This window comes from Paenibacillus xinjiangensis (genome assembly GCF_059686975.1).
This window is the reverse complement of the sequence record NZ_JCAALS010000001.1, coordinates 102,887-124,464: the sequence shown is the minus strand read 5'-3', so window position 1 is coordinate 124,464 and position 21,578 is coordinate 102,887. Positions and strand designations below refer to the sequence as shown.

Genomic DNA, 21,578 nt, shown 5'->3' with positions numbered 1-21,578 from the left:
TATGATATATTCATGAAGTGTCTATCATTCTCCTCCCTCTTAACAAATACCTTAAGCCCGAAATTCTTCTCCATAGAGAGAATCGGGCTAAGAAACAAACAAAAAACCGTAGACAACTAGCCTGTCTACGGTCAAATGCTTTATCTGGTTTTGGACAGCAGGTACAAGAAGTAAGGAGCGCCGATGATAGCAACTACGATTCCCGTAGGGATGGAAGTCGTTGATATGGCTCTTACAATTGTATCGGCAACGATCACGATTAATCCGCCTGTCATAGCAGATGCCGGAATGAGGATCTGATGCTGAGGTCCAACAAGTCTCCGCGCCAGATGCGGCCCGATAAGACCGACAAAGGCAATCCCTCCGCCGACTGCTACACATGCCGCAGCGAGACCAACAGCTGCTCCGAGCAGCCATAGTCGATCTCGTCCAAGCCGCGTACCGAGGCCAGTAGCCATCTGCTCTCCCAGATTCAATACATTGAGCGTTCTAGCCTTGTACATCGCGAATGGGATCAGAACGATCAGCCATGGCAATACCGCTAGCACGTATTTCCAGCTCGCTCCCCATATGCTGCCCGCCAGCCAGATAGACACCTGTTGATATTCCTCCGGATCTAGCGCAAGCGTCAATACGATCATCAGCGCGCTGATACCGGCTTGCACCGCAATGCCGACTAGAATCATCCGAGTTGGAATCATCCCCTGATATCGTTTGCTCGACAAAATGTAGATGATTGCGGCTGTAGCTGCCGCTCCGCCGAACGCTAGAACCGGCATCATGAATACATTCGTCAATTGCAGATCCGGGAAGAAGGAAACATACAGGACTACCATAAGTCCTGCTCCAGAATTTATACCCAGCAGACCAGGGTCCGCCAGCGGGTTTCGGAACAAGCCCTGCAGAATACATCCAGAGACGGCGAAGCCCGCGCCAATAAGAACGGATATAACGATGCGTGGAAGCCGGAAGTCGAATAGAATAAGCTCCTGCTTACCTGTGCCTGCTCCGAATAAGGTTCGAATAACATCGAGTGGTGACAGCCTTATGTAACCTGTATTCATACTAATGATAAATGCCGTAATAATAAGAATGCCAAGCGTCGTCATGACGATGGTGGCACGCTTTCTTCTCCGCTGCTCCGTCTGTGATAGATATAAGGTGTCCATTATAGCTCCCTCCTCTGTTTCACTGCGAGATAGAGGAAGAATGGAACGCCAATGAGTGAGATCAATGCACCGATGGGTCCTTCATATGGAGCGTTGATCGTTCTTGCTGCAATATCTGCCAGTTCCACTAAGATAGCGCCCAATACAGCCGAGCATGGGATAATCCATCGATAGTCGACTCCGACGAGGTAACGAGCCAGATGGGGAATAATGAGTCCCACGAATCCAACACCACCAGCAACCGATACCGCCGCTCCTGCAAGCACCAGCGTGAACAGCATGCCGACAAACTTGATTAGTCCCGTTCGCTGACCCAATGAAGCTGCGATATCCTCGCCCAAGCTAAGCAGCGAGATGGAACGAGAAATAATAACTGCTCCAATCAAGGCAGCGATAATCCAAGGAGCAATAATTTTAACCTGCGTCCAGTTCACGCCCGCGATGCCTCCGTTATACCAGAAGGCAAGTTCTTGACCGATTTTAAAATGAATCTGAAGACCAGAGCTGAGCGCCACGAACAGTGCGCTTACTGCAGCCCCGGCAAGCGTTAATCGAACAGGAGTCAAGCCGCCTTTGGCAAGGGAGCCAATTCCATATACGATCAAAGCGCCCATCGTTGCTCCGAAGAAAGAGAAGAACATAATATTCAGGTAGGATGTCCCTGGGAAGAAGGCAAAGCATATCGCTAGAGCAAATCCTGCGCCTGCATTAAGGCCCAGCAGGCTTGAATCGGCTAATGGATTTCGTGTCATACCTTGCATTATAGCTCCTGCAACCGCGAAAGCAGCCCCTACCAATGCTCCTGCGAGAGCACGCGGCATACGCAGCTCTTTAATAATCTGATGGTTGGTTATATCCGGGTTGAAGTGAAATACCGCTTCCCAGACCGTCGCAAGATCAATACTCGCAGCTCCTACCGAGATGGCTAATGCTAAGGAGAACAGTAGCGCAGCTGTACCACCGAATAAAATCAAGCTTGCCACAAGCGGTCTTGACCGAAATTTGACAGAGGGTTTAAGCTCTGTCTCTTGATTGGACGACATGATGAACAACCTCTCCATGAATACAAGATGTGATTAATGATAACGATTCTCGTTGTCAAATATACCAAATCTTCATGGTTAATTCAAATCTTTTATTATGAATCTATTCTTCTAACCGATGGCAAGCATCCTTAAAAAGAGCTGTCCGCAATCGCAGCTGGACTGTGGACAGCTCTCACGCCAGCCCTATCGGCTGTTAATGCTCACGCATCTTTATGCATAGATAGAGCTGCCAGATGCTTTGAACGCATCGGCCTTTTCCTGCATCCCCGCTTCAATAGCCTCCGCTGTGTCCATCCCGTTCTTAGCCGCATACTCGCGAATATCCTGCGTAATTCGCATGCTGCAAAATTTAGGTCCGCACATCGAGCAGAAGTGGGCAGATTTCGCTGCGTCGGCAGGCAGGGTCTCGTCATGATAAGACATAGCCCGCTCTGGATCGAGTGACAAATGGAATTGATCTCGCCAGCGGAATTCGAACCGGGCCTTGGATAGCGCATCATCACGTAATCTTGCACGTGGATGGCCCTTGGCAAGGTCCGCAGCATGGGCAGCAATTTTGTACGTAATAACCCCTTCCTTCACATCCTCCTTATTAGGCAGTCCTAGATGCTCCTTCGGCGTCACATAACAGAGCATTGCCGTTCCGAACCATCCGATCATTGCGGCTCCGATTGCTGATGTAATATGATCATAGCCGGGTGCAATATCCGTTGTCAGCGGACCAAGCGTGTAGAATGGAGCCTCGTCGCACACGGCGAGCTGACGATCCATGTTTTCTTTTATCAAGTGCATCGGTACATGTCCTGGACCTTCAATCATAACCTGAACATCATGCTTCCAAGCGATCCTCGTCAGTTCACCAAGCGTGTCCAGCTCGGCGAATTGCGCCTCATCATTCGCATCAGCTATTGAGCCTGGACGCAGTCCGTCACCAAGTGAGAAGGATACATCATAGGCTTTCATAGTGAGACAGATTTCTTCGAAATGCGTATACAGGAAGTTTTCCTTATGATGTGCAAGGCACCAGGCTGCCATAATCGAGCCCCCTCTGGATACGATGCCTGTCACCCTTCTAGCAGTCAGAGGTATATATCGCAGGAGCACGCCTGCATGAATCGTAAAATAATCAACCCCCTGCTCCGCCTGCTCGATCAGCGTGTCGCGGAATACTTCCCAGCTCAGATCCTCAGCCTTGCCATTTACCTTCTCAAGCGCCTGATAGATGGGGACGGTGCCGACGGGAACAGGCGAATTGCGGACGATCCATTCACGCGTCGTATGAATGTTCTTGCCTGTGGACAGATCCATGATCGTGTCGGCTCCCCAACGCGTTGCCCATGTCATTTTTTCCACTTCCTCCTCAATGGATGAAGCTACTGCCGAATTGCCAATATTCGCATTGATCTTCACGTGAAAATGACGGCCGATAATCATCGGCTCACTCTCCGGATGATTAATATTACATGGTATAATCGCACGGCCTGCTGCTACCTCAGAGCGGATAAATTGTGCATCCATCCCTTCACGCACAGCGATATACTCCATCTCGGGGGTAAGGATGCCTTGGCGGGCATAATGGAGCTGCGTCACATTCGCACCCTCCAGCGCTCGAAGGGGACGATCGACGTTCGGGAACAGCTCAGCACCCCGCTCCTGTGCTTTTTCCGCGGAGAGGAATCCGTTATCCTCCGGCTTGACTGTGCGTCCGTCATAAGCCTCGACATCCCCGCGCTCTTCAACCCAGCCCTTCCGAAGCTTCGGCAGTCCAAGCCTTACATTGGCCTCGTAGGCACTATCCGTATATGGACCGCTAGCGTCATACACATGAATCGGCTCATTCAGCTCCACACGGCCATCTCTTCCTTGGCTCGGCTCTAGTGCAATCTCACGCATGGGCACTTGAATATCCTCTCTTGCACCTCTCACATAGACTTTGCGGCTTCCTGGCAATGGGGTTGTTAAGATGGACATGAATAAAAACCTCCTAATGGAATAGTAAGAATCCACTAGGAGGTATGCAGCAGCGTAAGCATAGAAAAGCTCCGCGAATAGAAGTGCTCGCCTGTCATTACTCATCTGCAGCCCTATGAACGGCAGAGAGAATGAACAGGGGAGAGCATTCTCATTGCACTTCGCTCAGAGGGCTTCCAGCTGCAGTACGCATTAAACCGCAGACTAATAAAAAAACCGCTCCGGCGAAGGAGCGGTTGAATAGTGCGAACGAAGCGAATATTGGCCATACTCCCCCTATAAATGCAAGAGTACAGGCATACGCGCAGGCGGGCACGATTCCACTTTCCTACGCTGGCATAACCCAGATCAGGTTCAAAGGGACCAAAGCAATTAAGCTTTATCTCAGCCCATGGAGGCGCCCCTAGTGGATTTCCTAGTATGAATATAGCTTCCCCATCGCTATATTGTCAAATTCCCCCTCTACAATCCGCTCTCCCGAAGCACCCTCAGCCATCTGTCTGCCGTATGCTCCCATGAGAAATGCTGCTCGACGCGCTCTCGACTCTTCTGTCCCATATAATGCCGCAGATGCTTATCCTTCAGCAGCAGGAGCAGCTTCTCCTCCAGCTGACTCTCAATCCGTCTATGATCGATTAAGAACCCGGTTTCACCATCTCTAATAATTTCCTTCATCCCACCTGCATTGGTCGCAATGACAGGCAAGCCGCATGCCATCGCCTCTACATTCACGAGCCCGAATGCTTCGCGTTGTCCAGAGGGCACGACCGCCATATCCGCAGCTGCGAACCAGTTAGGGACCTCCGAATAAGGAACATAAGGAACGAACTTCACATTCCTTGGACATTTTTTACCTAGCTGCAGCAGCTTACGGGAATAAGCCGTTGAGCGATGTGAGCCGTAGAAGGGGCTTCCCACGATAACCACAAGCAGATCGGGATGGATACGAGCGAGCCTCGGGACGATTCTGAGCAGATGATGCACACCCTTCAATGGAATAAGCCTGCCGATAAAAATAACGACTTTTCTCCCGTTCAAGCCCTTGCGCTCACGTTCTGCGCTCCGTTTGGCTGCTCCCTCCTCCGTGAATTGGGAAGGGAAGCGATGTGTCTCTACGCCAGGGTAAACAACGCGAAGTCTGGAGGACGCCTCGGGAACCCTCGCAGCTACGATATGTCTTAGAAATTCGCTGTTCACGATGATTCGGTCTGCAGCGAGCAGACAGCGGCGCAGCTTGGAAGTCGAAATATGACTTGGTCTGAGAAAGGTCGACGAATGCAGATTCAACCAGACTCGAGCAGTGGGGTATTTCCGTTTGACGGTCAGTACGTAATGCGGTCGATTCTCGATCTGAATGCAATTGGGCGCGAAGCTGCGCATCGCTCTACCAATGGATGCGATATAATTGGCTTTATTCGCCGCGCGGAACCGTTCACAGACTACTCCGTTCACCAAGTTCTTACGGGGCAAATACCGCGCGGTTCTCCCATAGATGCGGGGCTCCACATTCGGCTTCAGAAGAGGAACGAACTTCTCGACTACTCTCTCTACAGAGCTGCTCTTCGAAGATGGAATGGGGAATGATCCCGGCGTAATGAACGCTACTTTCGCAGGTGCCATTTGATGCGGACGCCTCCCACTATACCTTTTTGAAGTTAGCATACGTTTCTAGCTGCTCACTTGCTATAGGTACCGCGCGGATTACCTGACGCTATTCAGACCCATTCTTGCCAGCGTATATACAGAAATGTAGGCTGCTCCTGCCAGAAATACAGGGTCAAGGAACAAGGCATGAATCTCGGTCATGAATACCGTATCATCTGCTATGATCTGGAATATTCCTGCGGCACTGATCGTGATAACAAGAAACAAGGCTACAACAGCTATTCCATCCATCAGCTTCATGATTCGGGGACTCCTATAGCCTATCCATCCGATTAGGACTGCTGCTACTGCAATCACGATTCCAATGATCATCATCATCCTGAAATTTTCACCTCGTACAAGAGTATGGTCTGACCTAACGTTTAATAAAATAAGGACATGGTGAATATGTAGCCATAAGCGTTATTCAAAGACTATGAAGAAAGAGGTGAACGGTTATGAACCGTGTATATCGCTTCATGAATGCCCTTGGACTACTTCTCGTCCTCGTGATCAACGGCCTTGCAGAGTGGCTTCCGCTTGGAGGCCGAACAACGGGAGAGTTGTCTGCACAGTACCCTGTAATGATTACACCTGCAGGCTATGCTTTCTCTATTTGGTCGGTTATTTATGCCCTGCTTATTGGATTCGTCATCTATTCCTTTACCCCAAGCGGCAGCAAGAATAGCTCTATTAACGCTATCGGGCCCTTCTTCTTCATTAGCAGCCTGCTTAATTCAGCTTGGATTGTCGTATGGCATTACGAGAAAGTGTACAGCAGCGTCTTCGTTATGCTAGCTTTGCTGCTAACTATTATGATCATTTATTCCCGTATAAAAACACCGGGAGGCTCTGCTTCTGAAATATCTGCGGGTGAACGCCTATTCGCACAGCTGCCCTTCAGCTTGTATCTCGGATGGATTAGTGTAGCAACGATCGTCAATATTGCGACTGCTCTCTATGCAGCACAATGGGATGGCTTCGGCCTCTCCGACACGACCTGGACCGTTATTATGCTCACCGTCGCCATGCTGCTAGCCATAGCTGTCGGTTCGCACTATCGTGACCCAGCGTTGGTTCTGGTGTTCATCTGGGCATTCATAGCTATTGCCGTGAAGCAGCAGGCTTATCCCGCCGTGATGAATACCGCCATAATCTATGCTTGCATTCTAAGTGCATTCCTCGTATTCATCGCAGCTAAGAAGCTTCTGTCCTACACGCAACGGCCCATTATTCGCTAGTTGCTGCCTTCCTTTTTCTATTGCTTTGTAGAGCAGGATATGTCACACTGTTCGAAGGTTGAATGACTATCTACAAGCAGGAAAGGACGTGACGGTACGAGCATGACAAGCTGGTTACTTCGTGCCATGACGGAACTAAGCTCACGCAAATGGATTTCAAGAATAACCGGTCGCTTGGCACAGTCCAGAGCAAGCCGAGGCTTCATTGGACGCTTTGCTAGCATGTACGGCATTAAGGTCGAGGAGGCGGAGAAGCCCCTTAACCAATACAGCACGTTGAATGAATTTTTCACACGGCGTTTGAAGCCAGGATCTAGACCCGTCCATGCTGAGCCAGGAGTGCTCGTAAGCCCAGTCGATGCGTTAATTACTGGGGCAGGCGCTATCCAAGCAGGTACAATTGTTAATGTCAAAGGACAGGACTATACGATCGAAGAGCTGCTCAACGGCTCTCCCCGCATGGAGAACTACCGTGAAGGCTATTATATGGTCCTTTATTTGAGCCCCACTGATTATCATCGCATTCATGCGCCAGTAGAAGGACGTATTGTTGAGCGTGAGCATGTACTTGGCAAAGTCTACCCTGTCAACGATGTCGGCCTTCGTCTGATGCGACGAGTGCTTAGCCGGAATGAACGTCTTATTACCTACATAAGGCATAGTGGCGGTGAGACTGCCGTCGTAAAAGTCGGGGCGATGAACGTAAGCAGCATCCGTTATGTAGAGCCTATCGCGGAGGCTACCTCAAGGGGCGGCGAATTGGCTTATTTCGAATTCGGCTCTACGGTCGTACTGCTCACGGAGGACGATACATTCATTCCTCGCGATGATTTGAAGGTCGGTCTCCGCGTGAAGATGGGCGAGCATTTAGGCAAGCTGAAGAGTTAAGCGACAAAGTGTGAAGTGGTGAAGCAAGCAAGAGTTCCTCTTGTATGCTTCACCACTTTTTTTTGTTGGCTAATATTGATTGGGCTGGGCATCTTGCGCAGCACCCTTATGGCGCATTTAGCGAAAGCAGGTTCGCCAGTAGCGAAGCCATTTTCGCTAATTCATCAGCTTGGCGGGGTCACGAGCGTATTAGAGTAACGTTGTACCTTATTAGCGAAAGCACGTTCACGAGTAACGAAGTTAGCTGCTCTATTACCCTCGTGGAGGGTGAGCTCGGCGCATTTAGCGAAAGCAGGCTCGCCAGTAGCGAAGCCATTTTCGCTAATTCATCAGCTTGGCGGGGACACGAGCGTATTAGAGTAACGTTGTACCTTATTAACGAAAGCTCGTTCACCAACAACGAAATTAGCTGCTCTATTACCCTCATGGAGAGTGAGCTCGGCGCATTTAGCGAAAGCAGGTTCACCAGTAGCGAAGCCATTTTCGCTAATTTAATCCATAACACGGGCTCAGGCGCCCTTTCATCTTTTCCAGCGTGTCTACAGCGGCTTCAGTGCCTGCCAGCATGCTCCGATACGCTGGATACCTTCCGTAATGGCTGCTTCGCTAAGATGAGCGAATCCGAATAAGGCTGTCGCTCTCGCAGCCTCAGCAGGCTCCAGCCAGTAAGCATCCCCGCTGCTCCAGCTGACCCCCGCAGAGCGGCAAGACTGCCGCAGCAGCTCGTAATCAGCAGGATCACCCTGCCATATTGCATATTGGTGCAAGCCTGCATCTGACCGCGTGAACTTGAACATGCCACCAAGACAACGCTCGGTTTCTTCGCGAAAGTGCAGCAAGCGTCGCCCATAAATCCGGCGCTGCCTCCTCATGTGCCGAGAATAATGCCCTCCTGCCATGAAGGCGGCCAACGCCCTCTGCTCCGCAATGCTGCTAGGATGCGGCTCCAGCATGAACTTCGCTCTGCGCAGCGGCTCTCGCAGGGATTGCGGGACGATGGCATAACCAAGTCTCAGATCGCTGTACATCGTCTTGGAGAATGAGCCGATATAGACTACCCGCCCCTCCCGGTCGAGTGCCTTCAATGGCTCTGACGGACGGCCCCCCCAGCGGAACTCACTATCGTAGTCATCCTCAACGATGACAGCCCCTTTTCTTGAAGCCCATTCCAGCAGCTCCGTCTTCCGCTCTGCCGACAGCTGAACGCCCGTCGGGAACTGTCTGCTCGGTGTCACGAATAAGAGCTTCGATGCCCAATCCTGCGGCACAATGCCATCGTCATCGACTGTGCCTTCTATTACTACTCCACCTGCCGCACCAACCGCTCGGCGGATACCGTCATAAGACGGATTCTCCAGCACGACATGATCGCCGGGATTAATCAGCAGCATCGTCAGCAGTCCTATCGCATACATAGAACCGCTCGTAATGAGAATATCATCTTGATCCGCAATAATGCCTCTATCCCTGCGCAGCTCATGCATGATCGCTTCCCTCAGCGGCTGATGCCCTTCCGTCTTGAAGCTGTCCTCTCGATGCCGTTCCAACATCTCACGCACCTGCTCGAACATCACCGTCTTCCACTCATCCAGAGGAAAAGACTGCTTATCCGCCTGTCCAATTGTAAAGGAGATGCCTGCTATCGGTTTATTCGCATCGGCTGTTCGCTCAGGAATAGCCGTCAGCCTCTCCGCCCATGCGGACAACGTTAGCTGAGCATGTGGCGCTGTAGACTGCTGCAAACCGAAGTCCGGCAGACGGTAGGCAACGAACGTTCCGCTTCCCGTATCAGAGCGCACGAAGCCCTCCGCGTACAGCATATCATAAGCCTGATTGACCGCACCGCGAGACATGCTGTACTGCTCCGCTAGCTTGCGGGTTGACGGAAGCCGGTCTCCATCCACTAGCACACCTTCCACAATCTGTTCCCTCAATGCTGCGAATAACGCTTCGGCCTTTCTACCGGTGTCCGCATAATAACGTTCATATGCCAATCGCGTCCGCCCCTCCACCTTAACATTCCCCCCAGTCTTTCAAATTAGAATTGGTCTATAAATACTAGGCTAAATTGGATCTTTCTAGATGTCAATATTCCAGTTAAGCTATCCCATATAAAAGAATAAGGAGTTGCCCGCCATGCGCAGACAAGAATTCCAAGTAGAACACATGGAGGAGACCGAGCAGTTCCTACAAGAGATGAGCTTCGGCTTCCTTGCCACCGTCCTCGAGGATGGTTCACCGGCCGTTACACCTCTGAACTACGTGTATATGAATGGGGCCATCTATTTCCACGGCAGCCGGATTGGACAGAAGATGACAAGCCTCTCCGCTGATCCGAGAGTTTCATTTTCCGTTGCCAAGGAATTCGCCGTCATTCCCTCTTACTTCACCGATCCTGAGCTGGCATGTCCAGCTACGTCATATTTCAAATCCGTTCTCATTACAGGTAACGCCTCTATCGTCGAGGATCTATCGGAGAAAGCGGAGGCTCTGCAAGCGATGATGATCAAGCTGCAGCCAGAAGGAGGGCATAAGCCGATAGAAGCAGCTTCTGCCGAATATCGAGGCCGGGTCAAGGGTGTCGCTGTCGTGCGAATTGATCCCACGTCTATCACAGGAAAGTTCAAGTTCGGACAGAACCTCAACGAAGACAAACGAGAGCATTTCATAGAAGAGCTGGGCAAGCGAGGTCTCGAGTATGATGCTGAGACGATCGAGCTAATGCGCAAGTATTGTCCCCATCATCAAGCTCAATCGGACTAATGATTGCATCTACAAATAAGAGCCCTCAGGCTCACCGATGCAGCTTAGTCGGTGAATCTTAAGGGCTCTTATCTTATTTCCGATGGACTGCGTCCTGTATACTGCTTGAACTGCCTGCTGAAAAAGAAAATATCGCGGTACCCAAGCGCATCCGCAACTTCGGTAACATTCATGCCTGCATGCATCAGCAAATGCTGAGCACGGTCGATGCGAGTTCGGATCATGTATGTCTGCACCGACATCCCGATCATTTCCTTGAATTTCATCGAAAAATATCGTGGTGACAGCTGCGCTCTTTGCGCTAAATCCTCCACCCGGTGGGCAATACCTGGATTTTGGCGCACATAGTTGGCTATCTCATGAATAGCCTCAGTCAATTGATTGCTCGCCTTCTTCTCTACAGGCGTCTGCCTATCCTCACGCAGGAGATGGATCATGAGCTGCTTGAGCACCAGCTGTGCCTCTTCCTCAGCGGCATAGGTCTGGACTAAGAAGAGACGAACATACCGTGAGAGCATATATTCGAAATCGACCGTATCATTCAATTCACGATAGGTTTCCGGTACGTGATCCGGCTTTTCCTTCGTATCGAAGTGAATATAAGTGAGCACAAGCGGCTTTTGCGGATTATGGGTAGCACTCGTATGGTCACCAGGCCGGAACAAGAAACAGCTCCCTTTGCCGACTGCGTAATGGTTGCCGTTCACTTCGACTTCACCTTCGCCGCTCCATACATAAAATAAATCATAATTCGCCATCGGCTTCTCCCGCCGCAGCCACTTCCAGCCCGGCTCGCAAACAATCTTAGCGATAGGCGGCAGTATAACATAGGAATCCGGAGATAAATGCAGCATAAGAACCTCCTTGATTAAGTGCTCGCTGAACAATCCTATTAAAGTGTATAAAAGCAAGGAATGACTCGTGGTAACAAGCTTAATTAGCCTATCCGTCATCATACAACAGCCCGAAACTTCTATGCAAGCTTCTGAGGCTTTAATTGCAAATTACGAAAAAGTTTGAAATTGGAATGGTTTGCTGTGAATAAAAAATGTTATAATAGCACCCGACAAGAACAATTGTATTAACTTTTCGGAAGGATGGGAATGAAGTTCATGAACCCACTTGCTCAGCAGTTGAATGATACGTTGGAAGCAGACCATTCTAACGTATACGCCATGTTGTCCACTCTAGGAAAAGAGATTTATTTTCCGAAGGAAGGCATTCTAAGCCAGTCTGCAGAGGCTAAGGCTAAGGCAAAGAAATTTAACGCTACAATCGGCATTGCAATAGAAAACGGACAACCGATGCATTTGAAAGTGATTCAAGACACGTTGACCTCTTACAACCCGAAGGATCTATATGAATATGCACCGCCAGCAGGTAAGCCGGAGCTTCGTTCCGCATGGCGCCTTAAGATGGTGAAAGAAAACCCTTCAATTGAAGGTAAAAGCTTCAGCAATCCCATCGTGACGAACGCCCTGACACACGGACTCAGCATCGTTGCAGATTTATTTGCAGATGTTGGTGACGCGGTCATTATTCCGGACAAAAACTGGGAAAACTATGAGCTTACCTTCGGTATTCGCCGTGGCGCAGAGATCGTAGAGTACCCGCTGTATAATGATCAGAACCAATTCAATAGCGAAGGCTTACGTGAAGCTTTGTTCGCACAGCAAGACAAAGGCAAAGCAATTGTCGTTCTGAACTTCCCGAACAACCCGACTGGCTACACGCCAGGGCCGCAAGAAGGCGATGCAATCGTCGCTGCTATCCGTGATGCCGCTGAAGCCGGTATTAATGTTGTGGCAGTAACCGATGATGCATACTTTGGCCTCTTCTTCGAAGACTCGGTACATGAGTCGTTATTCGGCAAGCTGTCGAATATCCACCCGCGTGTCCTTGCTATCAAAGTCGACGGTGCAACAAAAGAAGAATATGTATGGGGCTTCCGCGTTGGTTTTATTACGTATGCAGCTTCTTCCGATAAAGTACTTACCGCTCTAGAGCAAAAAACGATGGGTATTATTCGGGCTACCATCTCAAGTGGACCACATCCGTCGCAGACGTTCGTGCTGCATGCTCTTCAATCGCCAGAATTCGAACAACAGAAAGCTCAAAAATACAATATTATGAAATCCCGTGCCAACCGAGTCAAGTCCTTGCTCGATAGCGGCCGTTACGGCGATGTTCTGAATTACTATCCGTTCAATTCCGGGTACTTCATGTGCCTTAAGCTCTCTGGTGTATCGGCAGAAGCTGTCCGCACTCGTCTGCTCGATGAATACGGCATCGGTACAATCGCTCTTGGCGAGACCGACCTGCGTGTTGCTTTCTCTTGCATCGAAGAGCAAGATATTGAGGAATTGTTCGATACCATCTATAAAGCGGTGAACGAGCTAGCAGGCCGCTAATATCTACTACAACCGCAGAAGCAGTTAGTTGAACCCTTGTTGGTTCCGCTAACTGCTTCTTTTTTGCTGCAATCAACTCTCTGCCAAGCTCCTTCATATAGCCGATGCTTATGAGCTTATAGGCAAAGGGTCTTGGACGTCTGCGGATCGCACAGCTACAGTTAGATTAATTAAGCTGTGGAAGGGTCAGAGTCTATGCTACTCTCTTTTTGGTTCATCATCTATAAAGTATTCATCCCGATTGCATTGCCTGTCCTCGGAGGAGTCACTCTACAGCGCTGGAGAAAGCTGGATACAAAGCCACTCTCGACTTATTATCCCCTGTACTTGCAGCGCTCATCTTGTGGCTTCTGCAAGTACAGGGGACCTTGTTCGCCGTTCTGCTCATCTTAGCTTCTATGCCAACAGCGGTTAATGCCGTCATTATGGCAGAGCAATTCCAAGCATCACCGAAGCTGGTATCCCGCTGCATATTATGGACAACACTTATTTCCTTCGTGCTGCTGCCCATCCTTATCGTTATCGTTCAGCCAGCCTGAGAAGCTGATTATTCCTCATCTGCATCGGACTGCAGACTTCGCTTCATTCGCCCAGCGCGAATGAACCAAATATAGACGAATGCAGCCAGCAGAGCGACAAAAGCAGACATAAGCAAGCCCTGCCAGATCAGCAGCATTCCTGCCGGCAGCCAGATCAACACGGAGATAATAAGGAGCGCCCATCTGTCCACCTTAATAAGGCTGTCCGTTCTTTGCGAATCCGGCAGTGGATACACATGGCGCCATACGGAATAACGATGCGTGTGGCGCAAGCCGCTTAACTGCGCAGATACGATTAAGATCGCAGCAATATACGATACAGCAGCTCCCCATCCAGACAACCAGGCTGCTTCTGCGAACCAATAGACGATTAGTGCGCTCAGCAGCAGCAGGCGAATAATGATGCCGCCTATTTCTGTTCGAAGCAGTGATCCCGTATAGAGGTAGACATACGTGTTCGAGAAGCGGAATGGAATAAGCTTCAGCAGCCAGGCTAGATAGGGACGAGAGGCAGCCTTGGATGGCATAGTGGGCACATCGATAAATAGGCCAAAAAACGAATAATAGCTTCGTCTCGTCCTTGACTCCTCCTCAATCAACCTCTCCCATGGCAGCGGATGCTTACTAGGAATACGGTACAGCAATATGAATAACACACAGATTAACAGAATAAAAGCCGCTGCCTGCCAAGGCTCACGAAGAAGCACAGCCGCCCATGCAGCACCCGTTGCTGTATAGCGAAGCAGCCTGAGCATAAGTCGCACATTCGGCCATGCGAGCTGCCGCTCCCGCCATGCTCCCCATGTATTCGCCGCGCGCAGAGCCACTGCGAATACAATTAACATCCATCCACTTGCCAGACCTGGTCCTTGCTTGTAGATTGGCCAATATACCAGTAAGACGAATGCGCATAATACTGCAGTCAGCTTAATGCTGCGGCGGAAGGATCTGCGCAGATAAGCTGCCATCTCTGACTCACGAGGCATGTGGAACACAATATCCGCGGCAGCCAGCCATGTTCGAAGAGGCGCCCAGCACAGAACTGGAAGCATGATAAGCACTCCCACCCATGTAATGGGGAACGCAGGAGGCAGATCTTTTATCAGCTTGAAATAACCAAGCGTCGTGGAAATAACGATAAGCGATACAAATAACGGAAAGCCGCTTTGCCCCATATAACCGAGATACGGTACGATCTCCTTGCGGAATTCCTTCGCTCTCTTCAGCCACACTGCCTCAAGCGATCGATTATCCGCCGTCATAGATTGGTGCCTCCGGTAACCAGCTTATAGAAAGCATCCTCCAGAGCTCCTGCGCGTGCCTCCACACCTGCTGCATCGCAGACCTCCTCCAATGTACCTTGAGCAGCTATCTTTCCTTGATGCATGACAATATAACGATCGCAATAGGCTTCGACAGTTGCCAGTATGTGCGAGCTCATTAGGATTGCCGATCCCTTCTGCTTCACCTCAACTAGCCTGTCGAGCAGTGATCGGATACCTAGCGGATCAAGCCCAAGAAACGGCTCGTCAATAATGTACAATGGAGGCTCCGACAGCAGTGCGTTCATAATCATCACCTTCTGCTTCATCCCCTTAGACAAATGGGAGGCAAATGCTCCGCGTTTCGGCGTCATCTGGAACTCATCCAGCAGCTGTTCCTTCCTCTGATCAAAAGATTTCTCGGCTACGCTGTAAGCCATTCCCGTTAAATGCAGATGCTCCTCAACTGTGAGCTCATCGAACAGTACCGGAGACTCTGGCACATAAGCGAATGCAGAGCGATAACGTTCTACATTCTCCTCAAGCGTGACTCCGCTCACCTTAATATCACCCTGCTGCGGCTTCATTAGACCAAGCACATGCTTGATCGTCGTACTCTTCCCCGCGCCGTTCAGGCCAATTAATCCGACCATCTCGCCAGCCCGCACCTCGAATGTGACATCATGAAGCACAGGACGTCTCGGACTATATCCGCCTGTTAAACCATCAACTCGCAGTATTATTTCATCCATTCCTTCACCTTCAATACGATAGATAGAGTTCTCTTCTACAAGCATACCGAAAACCCAGACAAATTTCAAAAAAATGGGCTCCGTTGTTATACATAGAGCTGCGCAGACGAATGTTCTTTCGATCGCTGTTGTTTCCGAATGACTTGAACGATCAGCCAAGGCTGTCATCCGGAAACAAAGGCGCACACTTACGCTTCTACAGAATCATTCGTCTGCTCCGCTAGCGTCTAACACTCCGTGACAAAAAAAGAATGGCATTGCCGGGGGGATGTCCCCCTAACAATGCCATTTCTGCATTACTGCGAATTAGCCTATTTATTTAATGGTGATTGCTTTCACCGTACCGTTATCGCCTTGCAGCTGTACAAGCTGGTCTTTCTTGATCAGTGAAGCATCACCGCTAATTTGCACGTCAGCTGAGACATTATATATGATCGTATAAGTCTGGCCATTCACAACCTTCGTAATGGCAATTGTGGATAGCTTGCCTTGTGAATTAAGCGTTACTGTACTAATATTTCCAGTTTCCACGAAGACCGTTGATTCCGGTGCGTTCTTCGTTACTTCGATGAAGACGATACGGTTCTGATAGGTGCGGACAAGTACCTCATCTCCAGCCTTGAGTGCGCTGACAGCCGATTTCTTATCATCGCGGAATATGAATACGTTGGCATCAAGATCAAGCGATACTTCCGTTTTATCGGCTTTGACCAATGTCAGTTTATTGCCAGATACGGCACCCTTCAGTGTCCCTGTAATCGCTTGAGCGTCATGATCCGGCAGCTCTTCATCCGTACGATCAAGCAGTGCCGCAAGCTCAGCTCTTGATACCGGCTGGTTAGGACGGAACGTGCTGTCATTGTAGCCGGTAATAATGCCCTTCTCCAACGCCAGAGCAACATATCCAACAGAGCCTGCAGGAATATTCTTGGCATCCTTGAAGTCCAGCTTTGTATTGTTCAAAGCTTTCGCTTCATCTTCCAGTTTAAGCGCTTTAATAAGGATAGTCGCAGCCCACAATCTTGTTGCATTAGCCTGCGGCTTCACTTCTGTCTCGGTCTCTGCGAACAGATCATTCTCGACAGCTACAGCCACATATCCGACTGCCCATGGATATTTCTTCTCGATCAAGCTGCTATCACGGAAATTAAGCTCTGTACCTAGCTCCTCTGTTGATTCAGCTTCCTCGCGAAGTCCCATTAGTCGAACAGCAGCTACCAGCGTTTCGATACGGGATATTTTCTGATTCGGCTTGAACGTACCGTCCTCATAGCCAGTGAATACGCCCTTCGATGCCAGACGCATGATGTGCTCTGTAGCCCATTTCAAATCATCTTCATCTTCGAATTTCCATGTTACCTTGGTTTCTTTTTTATCTTTGTCTTTATCGTTTTTACCGCTCTCTTGCTTGTGATCTTTATCTTTATTGCCACTATTATTCCCTTGATTGCTTCCATTTGCGAATGCCGAAGCTGCTCCGCCAGTCAGCATCAATAATGCAAGTGAAGACATTGCCGTCTTTTTCCAAATTGCTTGTTTCGTCATAAAAGCCACTCTCCCTTATTAACGATTATCGCGGATCATTGCCGCTTGTACCTTCGCCTATACCTTTCGGAGAGGGTTCGTCGTTTTGGGAGGGTGGCTCTATAATTTATTTATTACATGAATTTATTCGGTCTCTTTGCTCTCACGTTTGGCCTTCAGCCATTTCGGTGCGCCTTTATCCTTCTTCTCGCGCTTCCGCTCCTGCTTAGCCTTAGCCGTAACAGCAGGCTTCTTCGCGGTTGGCTTGGCTGCCGGGCTTATTTCTCTTGGTTGCTTCTCAACAGAAGAGACAGTCGCCTGCACGGCATCCCGAGCAGCAGCACCAGCTTCAGCCCGCGGACGAGGAGTGAAGGTGCGGCGCTCTCTCGCTTCAGATTCTGGGCGGGCTTCTCTTGCTTCACGACCTAAGACAGGCTTGTCTCCACGCTCCTCACGCTTGAACGGCGCATTATGCTTAGGCACCTCATCAGGCGAGACCAGCTTGCCCTTGAACATTGCCTTCTCTGGGAATGAGATACCGAGCTGCTTACGGAACTTGTCCATTATGAAATGCTCTTGCGGTGTAACGATAGACACCACTGTTCCCGGACGTCCCATACGTCCCGTTCTGCCCGCACGATGGACATAATGGTCAGCATCAATCGGAGGGTCAAGGTTAATAACGAGAGGCAGACCTTCAATATCCAGTCCCCTTGCCGCCACGTCAGTAGCCAGCAGCAGCTGACAACGACCGTCACGGAACCGTGCCAGTGTCGCAGCACGACGCTGCTTATCCGCATCCCCGTACAATGCTTCAACCGTGAAACCCTCGTAGCTCAGCTTCGATTCCCAGTTCGCGATATTCTCAGTCGTGTTCAGGAACAGCAGCGCAGACTTCGGATTCAGCAGTCTAATAAGACGTCTTGCAGTAGCGGTCTTATCCCGTTTGTCGCTCACCAGATAATAGTTATCGATCGTCTCAGATACACGCTGCTGGGGAGCAATCTGAATCCGAACAGGGTCTTTCATCCAACGTCCTTCGAACCTTGCCATCTGATCGGGATAAGTAGCTGAGAAGAAGGCGATCTGGCGTTCTTTATTCATCGAATGGAGAATAGTCTCCACTTCGCGAGTAGAGCCCAGCTCGAATACCTGATCAGCTTCATCAATAATGACGAACTTAACATCATGCAGCTTCAGCTTGCGCAGCTTCAGCAGCTCATGAATCCGTCCTGGTGTCCCGATTGCAAGCTGCGGACGCAGCTTCAGCTTCTCGACCTGCCTCTTCAGTGCAGCTCCGCCAATCAATTGCTGCACGCGAAGATTAAGCGGCTCCGCATACGATTCCGCGACTCTAACAATTTGCATCGCAAGCTCCTGCGTTGGAGCAAGAATAATGCCCTGCAGAGAGCCTGACGAAGCATTCATCTGCTGCAGCATTGGCAATAAATAGGCAAGGGTCTTGCCTGTGCCTGTCTGGGATCTTGCTGAGACATCATGTCCTTGGAGAAGGATAGGCATCGCTTCTGCTTGGATCGTTGTTGGCTCCATAATTCCACTAGACGCAAGCTTCTCGCTTAGCGCCTGATTAATTCCTAGGTCATTCCATGTTTGCTTACTCATAATCTGTCCTCTCTATTCCAACCACTATTTTCGATTTAACACCCTGCCAAATATTCGATCAATCCATCTCGGGAACAGCTGGTACAGCTTAATGCCAGCTGCAGCCGTCTTCGGCAAATCCACCTCAGCCTTGCGCTGCTGCATAACACGTATAATCCACTTGGCCACATATTCTGGCTTCATCATAAACCAACTAATATTTTTAACGTAAGAGCCGGATGGATCAGCTATTGCAAAAAACTCAGTCGCAATCGGTCCTGGATTAACCGCTGACACAACTATGCCTGTACCCTTCAGCTCCATTCTGAGCGAATTGGTAAATCCGAGCACCGCATGCTTGGAAGCTGAATATCCAGTCGACTTCGACGAACCGATCTTGCCAGCCATAGAGGCTATATTAATAATATGTCCGGAACCTCGCTTCAGCATATAGGGAAGAACCGCTTTCGTACAGCGAACGACGCCCATGTAATTCGTGTCCATCATTTGCTCGAAGCTCTCTACCGGTGCATCCACGAAATATTCGAACTTGCCGAATCCCGCATTATTAAGTACAATATCAATTTTTCCGAATTTATCCACGATGGAATCGACGGTCTGCTGAACCTCCTGCATATTCGTTACATCCATTTGGTACACGGGACAATCCGGAGCAATCGCTGCCGCGTTCTCGCGAAGCTTAGCCGCATTACGCCCTGTCAATATTGGAATTGCTCCATGCTTAGCCAGCATTTGTGCAGTCATGGCACCGATTCCACTAGATGCTCCAGATATGAGCACAACTTGGTCCTTCAACATCGAATATCACCCTTAGGATAAGCGTAGACGGCAATTGCCGCATCATTAAGCTTTATGCTTCAAGTTTACTTGATCGAGCCTTTTTAAGCAAAAAAAAAGCTCCCGAGGGAGCCACTGCCTTAAGCTACTCTGTATGACTATGCTACTAATACTTGAATGTCCAGCTCACCGATACCTTCCATAATCAATGGAATTGTCAGTGCTTGCTTAGTGTCAAATCCCGCTGAGCTCGCCGAATGAATAACCTTTGGAGGTGTAATATCAACCTTCACGCCCTGATTGAACAGCAATGTGCTGGCATTACCGCTAATCATATTACCAAGCTCGGATATTGCACTACGACTAAGATCATCCATCTCGGAAATTGTGAAGCCGCCCATCATGGCCGATACCATCTTCATGGCGACCTCTTCACTTAACCCGAACACAATGTCTCCGTTCATTTGACCGTTTAATCCAATTTGAATCCAAATATAGTTTTCAACGAATTTGATATCCTTCAGGCTCAGCTCTCCTGTGGAAGGCCGAATTTGGATCACCTGTTCTATAACGAGTTTTGCAGATTCAAGAAACGGATTAATATATTCTGCCTTCATATAGAGGAAACGCTCCTTTTCGACAAAATTCGCGTGGTCATGTATTGCTATTATTATACTTAATTATGTAGGACAAGTATACTACTAAAGTAAATATTGATTCTATAGACCTAAGTATTTAGTCATTATTTTGCGGGTAACTTTGTCATAATTAAGAGAAATCTGTAATTTCTATTGGAAAGCCGTGCCCATCCCAGTCATGAGGAGGAACACCATGTCCACGAGCACTTCACTCATCACGATTGATGCATCTGGAATGGTCAAGGCGCGCAAGGGCTTACTTGCCCAAAAGCTTAACAATAGAAAATAGCAGGACAGGAATAGCATCCTGTACTGCTATTATTCAAGTTATTCACTATTAAGCTACATCGCCTGCCGTTTGCTGCCTCTGCGATAACGAATTCTTAACAGTCGAAGTCGCTCGTACAATACATCGACCTGCTTATCGCTGGCCCCCTCCGATCCGTAGATTTGCTGAAGCACAGGCTTCAAATACCGGTCTCCTGCCTGCTCGAATGCTTCCCATATCTGCTGCTGCTCCGTTTCAGGCATATTCGCCAGCTCCCTCGCAATTAACGAATCGAAGTCATACCCTTCCGTCTCAAGCTGCTCAATCCGATCCATGATTTCCCTGCGCGGCATCTCCAGCTCAGATTGAAGCTGTTCAAGCGTCCCGCCTTCATTAATAAAGCTAAGTATTCTCTTCTTCTGCTGCTGCCTCAGCATATCATTCTTATATTTGGTTTCCTTCTGCTTGTACAGCCATTGTGTGAATAGGCTGGGATCCAGCTCATCTACAACCCATTGCAACGGGAAGCCTGTCTTACGTGCATATTTGCTCGTAATTTCGATAATATCCTGCCCGTAAGCCTTGTGCTTACTCTCACCCCAGCCCGGTATTTGCATCAGCTCCTCCGATACATGGGGTACGAATGCGCTAATCATCCACAACATCCGATTCGTCGCCACCAAATAAGCCGATCTCTTCTCCGCAATCGCCTTATTGCGACGCCATTCCCGCAGAACCTCGAACAGATCCTCATTCTTGTGAAGCTCGCCATAGCACTGCAGCATGGATAGCAATCCCCCGCCCGATCCGCGCTTTTCCTCCAGCATGCCATCAATGACGGGTGCATAGCCATCCCCCATCGCAACAGCCACACCATGACGGAAGGCAAGCATCATTTCCTCCCAAGAGGTCCCTTCGAACCAAGTAGCTGGATTGCCTTGCTCCTCGGCCCACATGACAGCCCAAATCCCCTCCTGCTCAATAATCGACAGCCTGGCCGTACTAACATTGCCGTCCGAGGACGGTTTATCGAACGTATTCAAAAAAACGATCTGCACCTGC

The 21,578-nt window shown here is 49.5% G+C and carries 18 protein-coding genes, 1 pseudogene and 1 riboswitch; of the genes and pseudogenes, 5 read left to right on the top strand and 14 right to left on the bottom strand.

Annotated elements, in window-relative coordinates; translation table 11 throughout:
• Positions 1–140 precede the first annotated feature (140 nt).
• The 5 genes from AC6ESP_RS00580 to AC6ESP_RS00560 form a co-directional block, all read right to left on the bottom strand.
• A complete protein-coding gene (locus AC6ESP_RS00580) occupies positions 141–1,169 on the bottom strand; it encodes a FecCD family ABC transporter permease (protein WP_497094725.1) in 1,029 nt (342 codons plus the stop codon).
• Positions 1,169–2,230: a FecCD family ABC transporter permease gene (locus tag AC6ESP_RS00575; RefSeq protein WP_497094724.1), complete on the bottom strand. Its 1,062-nt coding sequence runs from the start codon at positions 2,228–2,230 to the stop codon at positions 1,169–1,171. Before AC6ESP_RS00575 ends, AC6ESP_RS00580 begins: the two co-directional genes overlap by 1 nt.
• A 195-nt stretch (positions 2,231–2,425) precedes the next feature.
• Positions 2,426–4,186, bottom strand: coding sequence for a phosphomethylpyrimidine synthase ThiC (gene thiC / locus AC6ESP_RS00570; protein WP_497094723.1), 1,761 nt, complete (start codon positions 4,184–4,186; stop codon positions 2,426–2,428).
• A gap of 308 nt (positions 4,187–4,494) precedes the next feature.
• Positions 4,495–4,601: riboswitch (TPP riboswitch) on the bottom strand.
• Between the two features lie 47 nt (positions 4,602–4,648).
• Complete coding sequence (locus AC6ESP_RS00565; protein ID WP_497094722.1) at positions 4,649–5,806, bottom strand: glycosyltransferase family 4 protein; 1,158 nt, start codon at positions 5,804–5,806, stop codon at positions 4,649–4,651.
• A gap of 81 nt (positions 5,807–5,887) precedes the next feature.
• Entirely contained in the window at positions 5,888–6,169 is a 282-nt protein-coding gene (locus tag AC6ESP_RS00560) for a transposase (protein ID WP_497094721.1), read from the bottom strand.
• Between the two features lie 119 nt (positions 6,170–6,288).
• Here AC6ESP_RS00560 and AC6ESP_RS00555 point away from each other — a divergent pair, with 119 nt between their 5' ends.
• Entirely contained in the window at positions 6,289–7,071 is a 783-nt protein-coding gene (locus tag AC6ESP_RS00555) for a TspO-related membrane protein (RefSeq protein ID WP_497094720.1), read from the top strand.
• A 102-nt stretch (positions 7,072–7,173) separates the two neighbouring features.
• A complete protein-coding gene (asd, locus tag AC6ESP_RS00550) occupies positions 7,174–7,959 on the top strand; it encodes an archaetidylserine decarboxylase (protein WP_497094719.1) in 786 nt (261 codons plus the stop codon).
• Between the two features lie 539 nt (positions 7,960–8,498).
• On the opposite strand, the gene pdxR is transcribed toward asd, so the two are convergent.
• The gene (gene pdxR / locus AC6ESP_RS00545) at positions 8,499–9,971 is read right to left on the bottom strand and encodes a MocR-like pyridoxine biosynthesis transcription factor PdxR (RefSeq protein ID WP_497094718.1); all 1,473 of its coding nucleotides are present in this window, start codon (positions 9,969–9,971) and stop codon (positions 8,499–8,501) included.
• 124 nt (positions 9,972–10,095) lie between these two features.
• Here pdxR and AC6ESP_RS00540 point away from each other — a divergent pair, with 124 nt between their 5' ends.
• A complete protein-coding gene (locus tag AC6ESP_RS00540) occupies positions 10,096–10,722 on the top strand; it encodes a pyridoxamine 5'-phosphate oxidase family protein (RefSeq protein WP_497094717.1) in 627 nt (208 codons plus the stop codon).
• 68 nt (positions 10,723–10,790) lie between these two features.
• Here the strand turns inward: AC6ESP_RS00540 and AC6ESP_RS00535 are convergent, their stop codons facing one another.
• Positions 10,791–11,576 (bottom strand): helix-turn-helix domain-containing protein, encoded by a 786-nt coding sequence (locus AC6ESP_RS00535; protein ID WP_497094716.1) that lies wholly within the window; start codon positions 11,574–11,576, stop codon positions 10,791–10,793.
• A 258-nt stretch (positions 11,577–11,834) separates the two neighbouring features.
• Between AC6ESP_RS00535 and AC6ESP_RS00530 the strand changes: the two genes are divergently transcribed.
• Both AC6ESP_RS00530 and AC6ESP_RS00525 read left to right on the top strand, forming a co-directional pair.
• The gene (locus AC6ESP_RS00530) at positions 11,835–13,133 is read left to right on the top strand and encodes an aminotransferase class I/II-fold pyridoxal phosphate-dependent enzyme (RefSeq protein WP_497094992.1); all 1,299 of its coding nucleotides are present in this window, start codon (positions 11,835–11,837) and stop codon (positions 13,131–13,133) included.
• Between the two features lie 311 nt (positions 13,134–13,444).
• Positions 13,445–13,672, top strand: a pseudogene (locus AC6ESP_RS00525) (AEC family transporter); the annotation flags it as partial.
• An 8-nt stretch (positions 13,673–13,680) separates the two neighbouring features.
• Here AC6ESP_RS00525 and AC6ESP_RS00520 read toward each other — a convergent pair.
• From AC6ESP_RS00520 to AC6ESP_RS00490, 7 genes are all read right to left on the bottom strand, one after another.
• Positions 13,681–14,934 (bottom strand): ABC transporter permease, encoded by a 1,254-nt coding sequence (locus AC6ESP_RS00520; protein ID WP_497094715.1) that lies wholly within the window; start codon positions 14,932–14,934, stop codon positions 13,681–13,683.
• Entirely contained in the window at positions 14,931–15,686 is a 756-nt protein-coding gene (locus tag AC6ESP_RS00515; RefSeq protein ID WP_497094991.1) for an ABC transporter ATP-binding protein, read from the bottom strand. The genes AC6ESP_RS00520 and AC6ESP_RS00515 overlap by 4 nt, the downstream gene beginning before the upstream one ends.
• Positions 15,687–16,001: 315 nt before the next feature.
• Positions 16,002–17,231 (bottom strand): S-layer homology domain-containing protein, encoded by a 1,230-nt coding sequence (locus tag AC6ESP_RS00510; protein ID WP_497094714.1) that lies wholly within the window; start codon positions 17,229–17,231, stop codon positions 16,002–16,004.
• Between the two features lie 123 nt (positions 17,232–17,354).
• On the bottom strand, positions 17,355–18,833 hold the full coding sequence (locus tag AC6ESP_RS00505; RefSeq protein WP_497094713.1) for a DEAD/DEAH box helicase: 1,479 nt from the start codon (positions 18,831–18,833) through the stop codon (positions 17,355–17,357).
• A gap of 24 nt (positions 18,834–18,857) precedes the next feature.
• The gene (locus tag AC6ESP_RS00500) at positions 18,858–19,631 is read right to left on the bottom strand and encodes an SDR family NAD(P)-dependent oxidoreductase (RefSeq protein WP_497094712.1); all 774 of its coding nucleotides are present in this window, start codon (positions 19,629–19,631) and stop codon (positions 18,858–18,860) included.
• A 137-nt stretch (positions 19,632–19,768) separates the two neighbouring features.
• A complete protein-coding gene (locus AC6ESP_RS00495) occupies positions 19,769–20,227 on the bottom strand; it encodes a chemotaxis protein CheX (protein WP_497094711.1) in 459 nt (152 codons plus the stop codon).
• Between the two features lie 363 nt (positions 20,228–20,590).
• The gene (locus tag AC6ESP_RS00490; protein ID WP_497094710.1) at positions 20,591–21,574 is read right to left on the bottom strand and encodes an HRDC domain-containing protein; all 984 of its coding nucleotides are present in this window, start codon (positions 21,572–21,574) and stop codon (positions 20,591–20,593) included.
• Between the last annotated feature and the right edge of the window lie 4 nt (positions 21,575–21,578).

Coding starts and splice junctions, on each gene's coding strand:
- AC6ESP_RS00580 (WP_497094725.1), bottom strand. CDS start 1,169: ATGGACACCTTATATCTATCACAGACGGAGCAGCGGAGAAGAAAGCGT.
- AC6ESP_RS00575 (WP_497094724.1), bottom strand. CDS start 2,230: ATGGAGAGGTTGTTCATCATGTCGTCCAATCAAGAGACAGAGCTTAAA.
- thiC (WP_497094723.1), bottom strand. CDS start 4,186: ATGTCCATCTTAACAACCCCATTGCCAGGAAGCCGCAAAGTCTATGTG.
- AC6ESP_RS00565 (WP_497094722.1), bottom strand. CDS start 5,806: ATGGCACCTGCGAAAGTAGCGTTCATTACGCCGGGATCATTCCCCATT.
- AC6ESP_RS00560 (WP_497094721.1), bottom strand. CDS start 6,169: ATGATGATGATCATTGGAATCGTGATTGCAGTAGCAGCAGTCCTAATC.
- AC6ESP_RS00555 (WP_497094720.1), top strand. CDS start 6,289: ATGAACCGTGTATATCGCTTCATGAATGCCCTTGGACTACTTCTCGTC.
- asd (WP_497094719.1), top strand. CDS start 7,174: ATGACAAGCTGGTTACTTCGTGCCATGACGGAACTAAGCTCACGCAAA.
- AC6ESP_RS00540 (WP_497094717.1), top strand. CDS start 10,096: ATGCGCAGACAAGAATTCCAAGTAGAACACATGGAGGAGACCGAGCAG.
- AC6ESP_RS00535 (WP_497094716.1), bottom strand. CDS start 11,576: ATGCTGCATTTATCTCCGGATTCCTATGTTATACTGCCGCCTATCGCT.
- AC6ESP_RS00530 (WP_497094992.1), top strand. CDS start 11,835: ATGAACCCACTTGCTCAGCAGTTGAATGATACGTTGGAAGCAGACCAT.
- AC6ESP_RS00520 (WP_497094715.1), bottom strand. CDS start 14,934: ATGACGGCGGATAATCGATCGCTTGAGGCAGTGTGGCTGAAGAGAGCG.
- AC6ESP_RS00515 (WP_497094991.1), bottom strand. CDS start 15,686: ATGGATGAAATAATACTGCGAGTTGATGGTTTAACAGGCGGATATAGT.
- AC6ESP_RS00510 (WP_497094714.1), bottom strand. CDS start 17,231: ATGACGAAACAAGCAATTTGGAAAAAGACGGCAATGTCTTCACTTGCA.
- AC6ESP_RS00505 (WP_497094713.1), bottom strand. CDS start 18,833: ATGAGTAAGCAAACATGGAATGACCTAGGAATTAATCAGGCGCTAAGC.
- AC6ESP_RS00500 (WP_497094712.1), bottom strand. CDS start 19,631: ATGTTGAAGGACCAAGTTGTGCTCATATCTGGAGCATCTAGTGGAATC.
- AC6ESP_RS00495 (WP_497094711.1), bottom strand. CDS start 20,227: ATGAAGGCAGAATATATTAATCCGTTTCTTGAATCTGCAAAACTCGTT.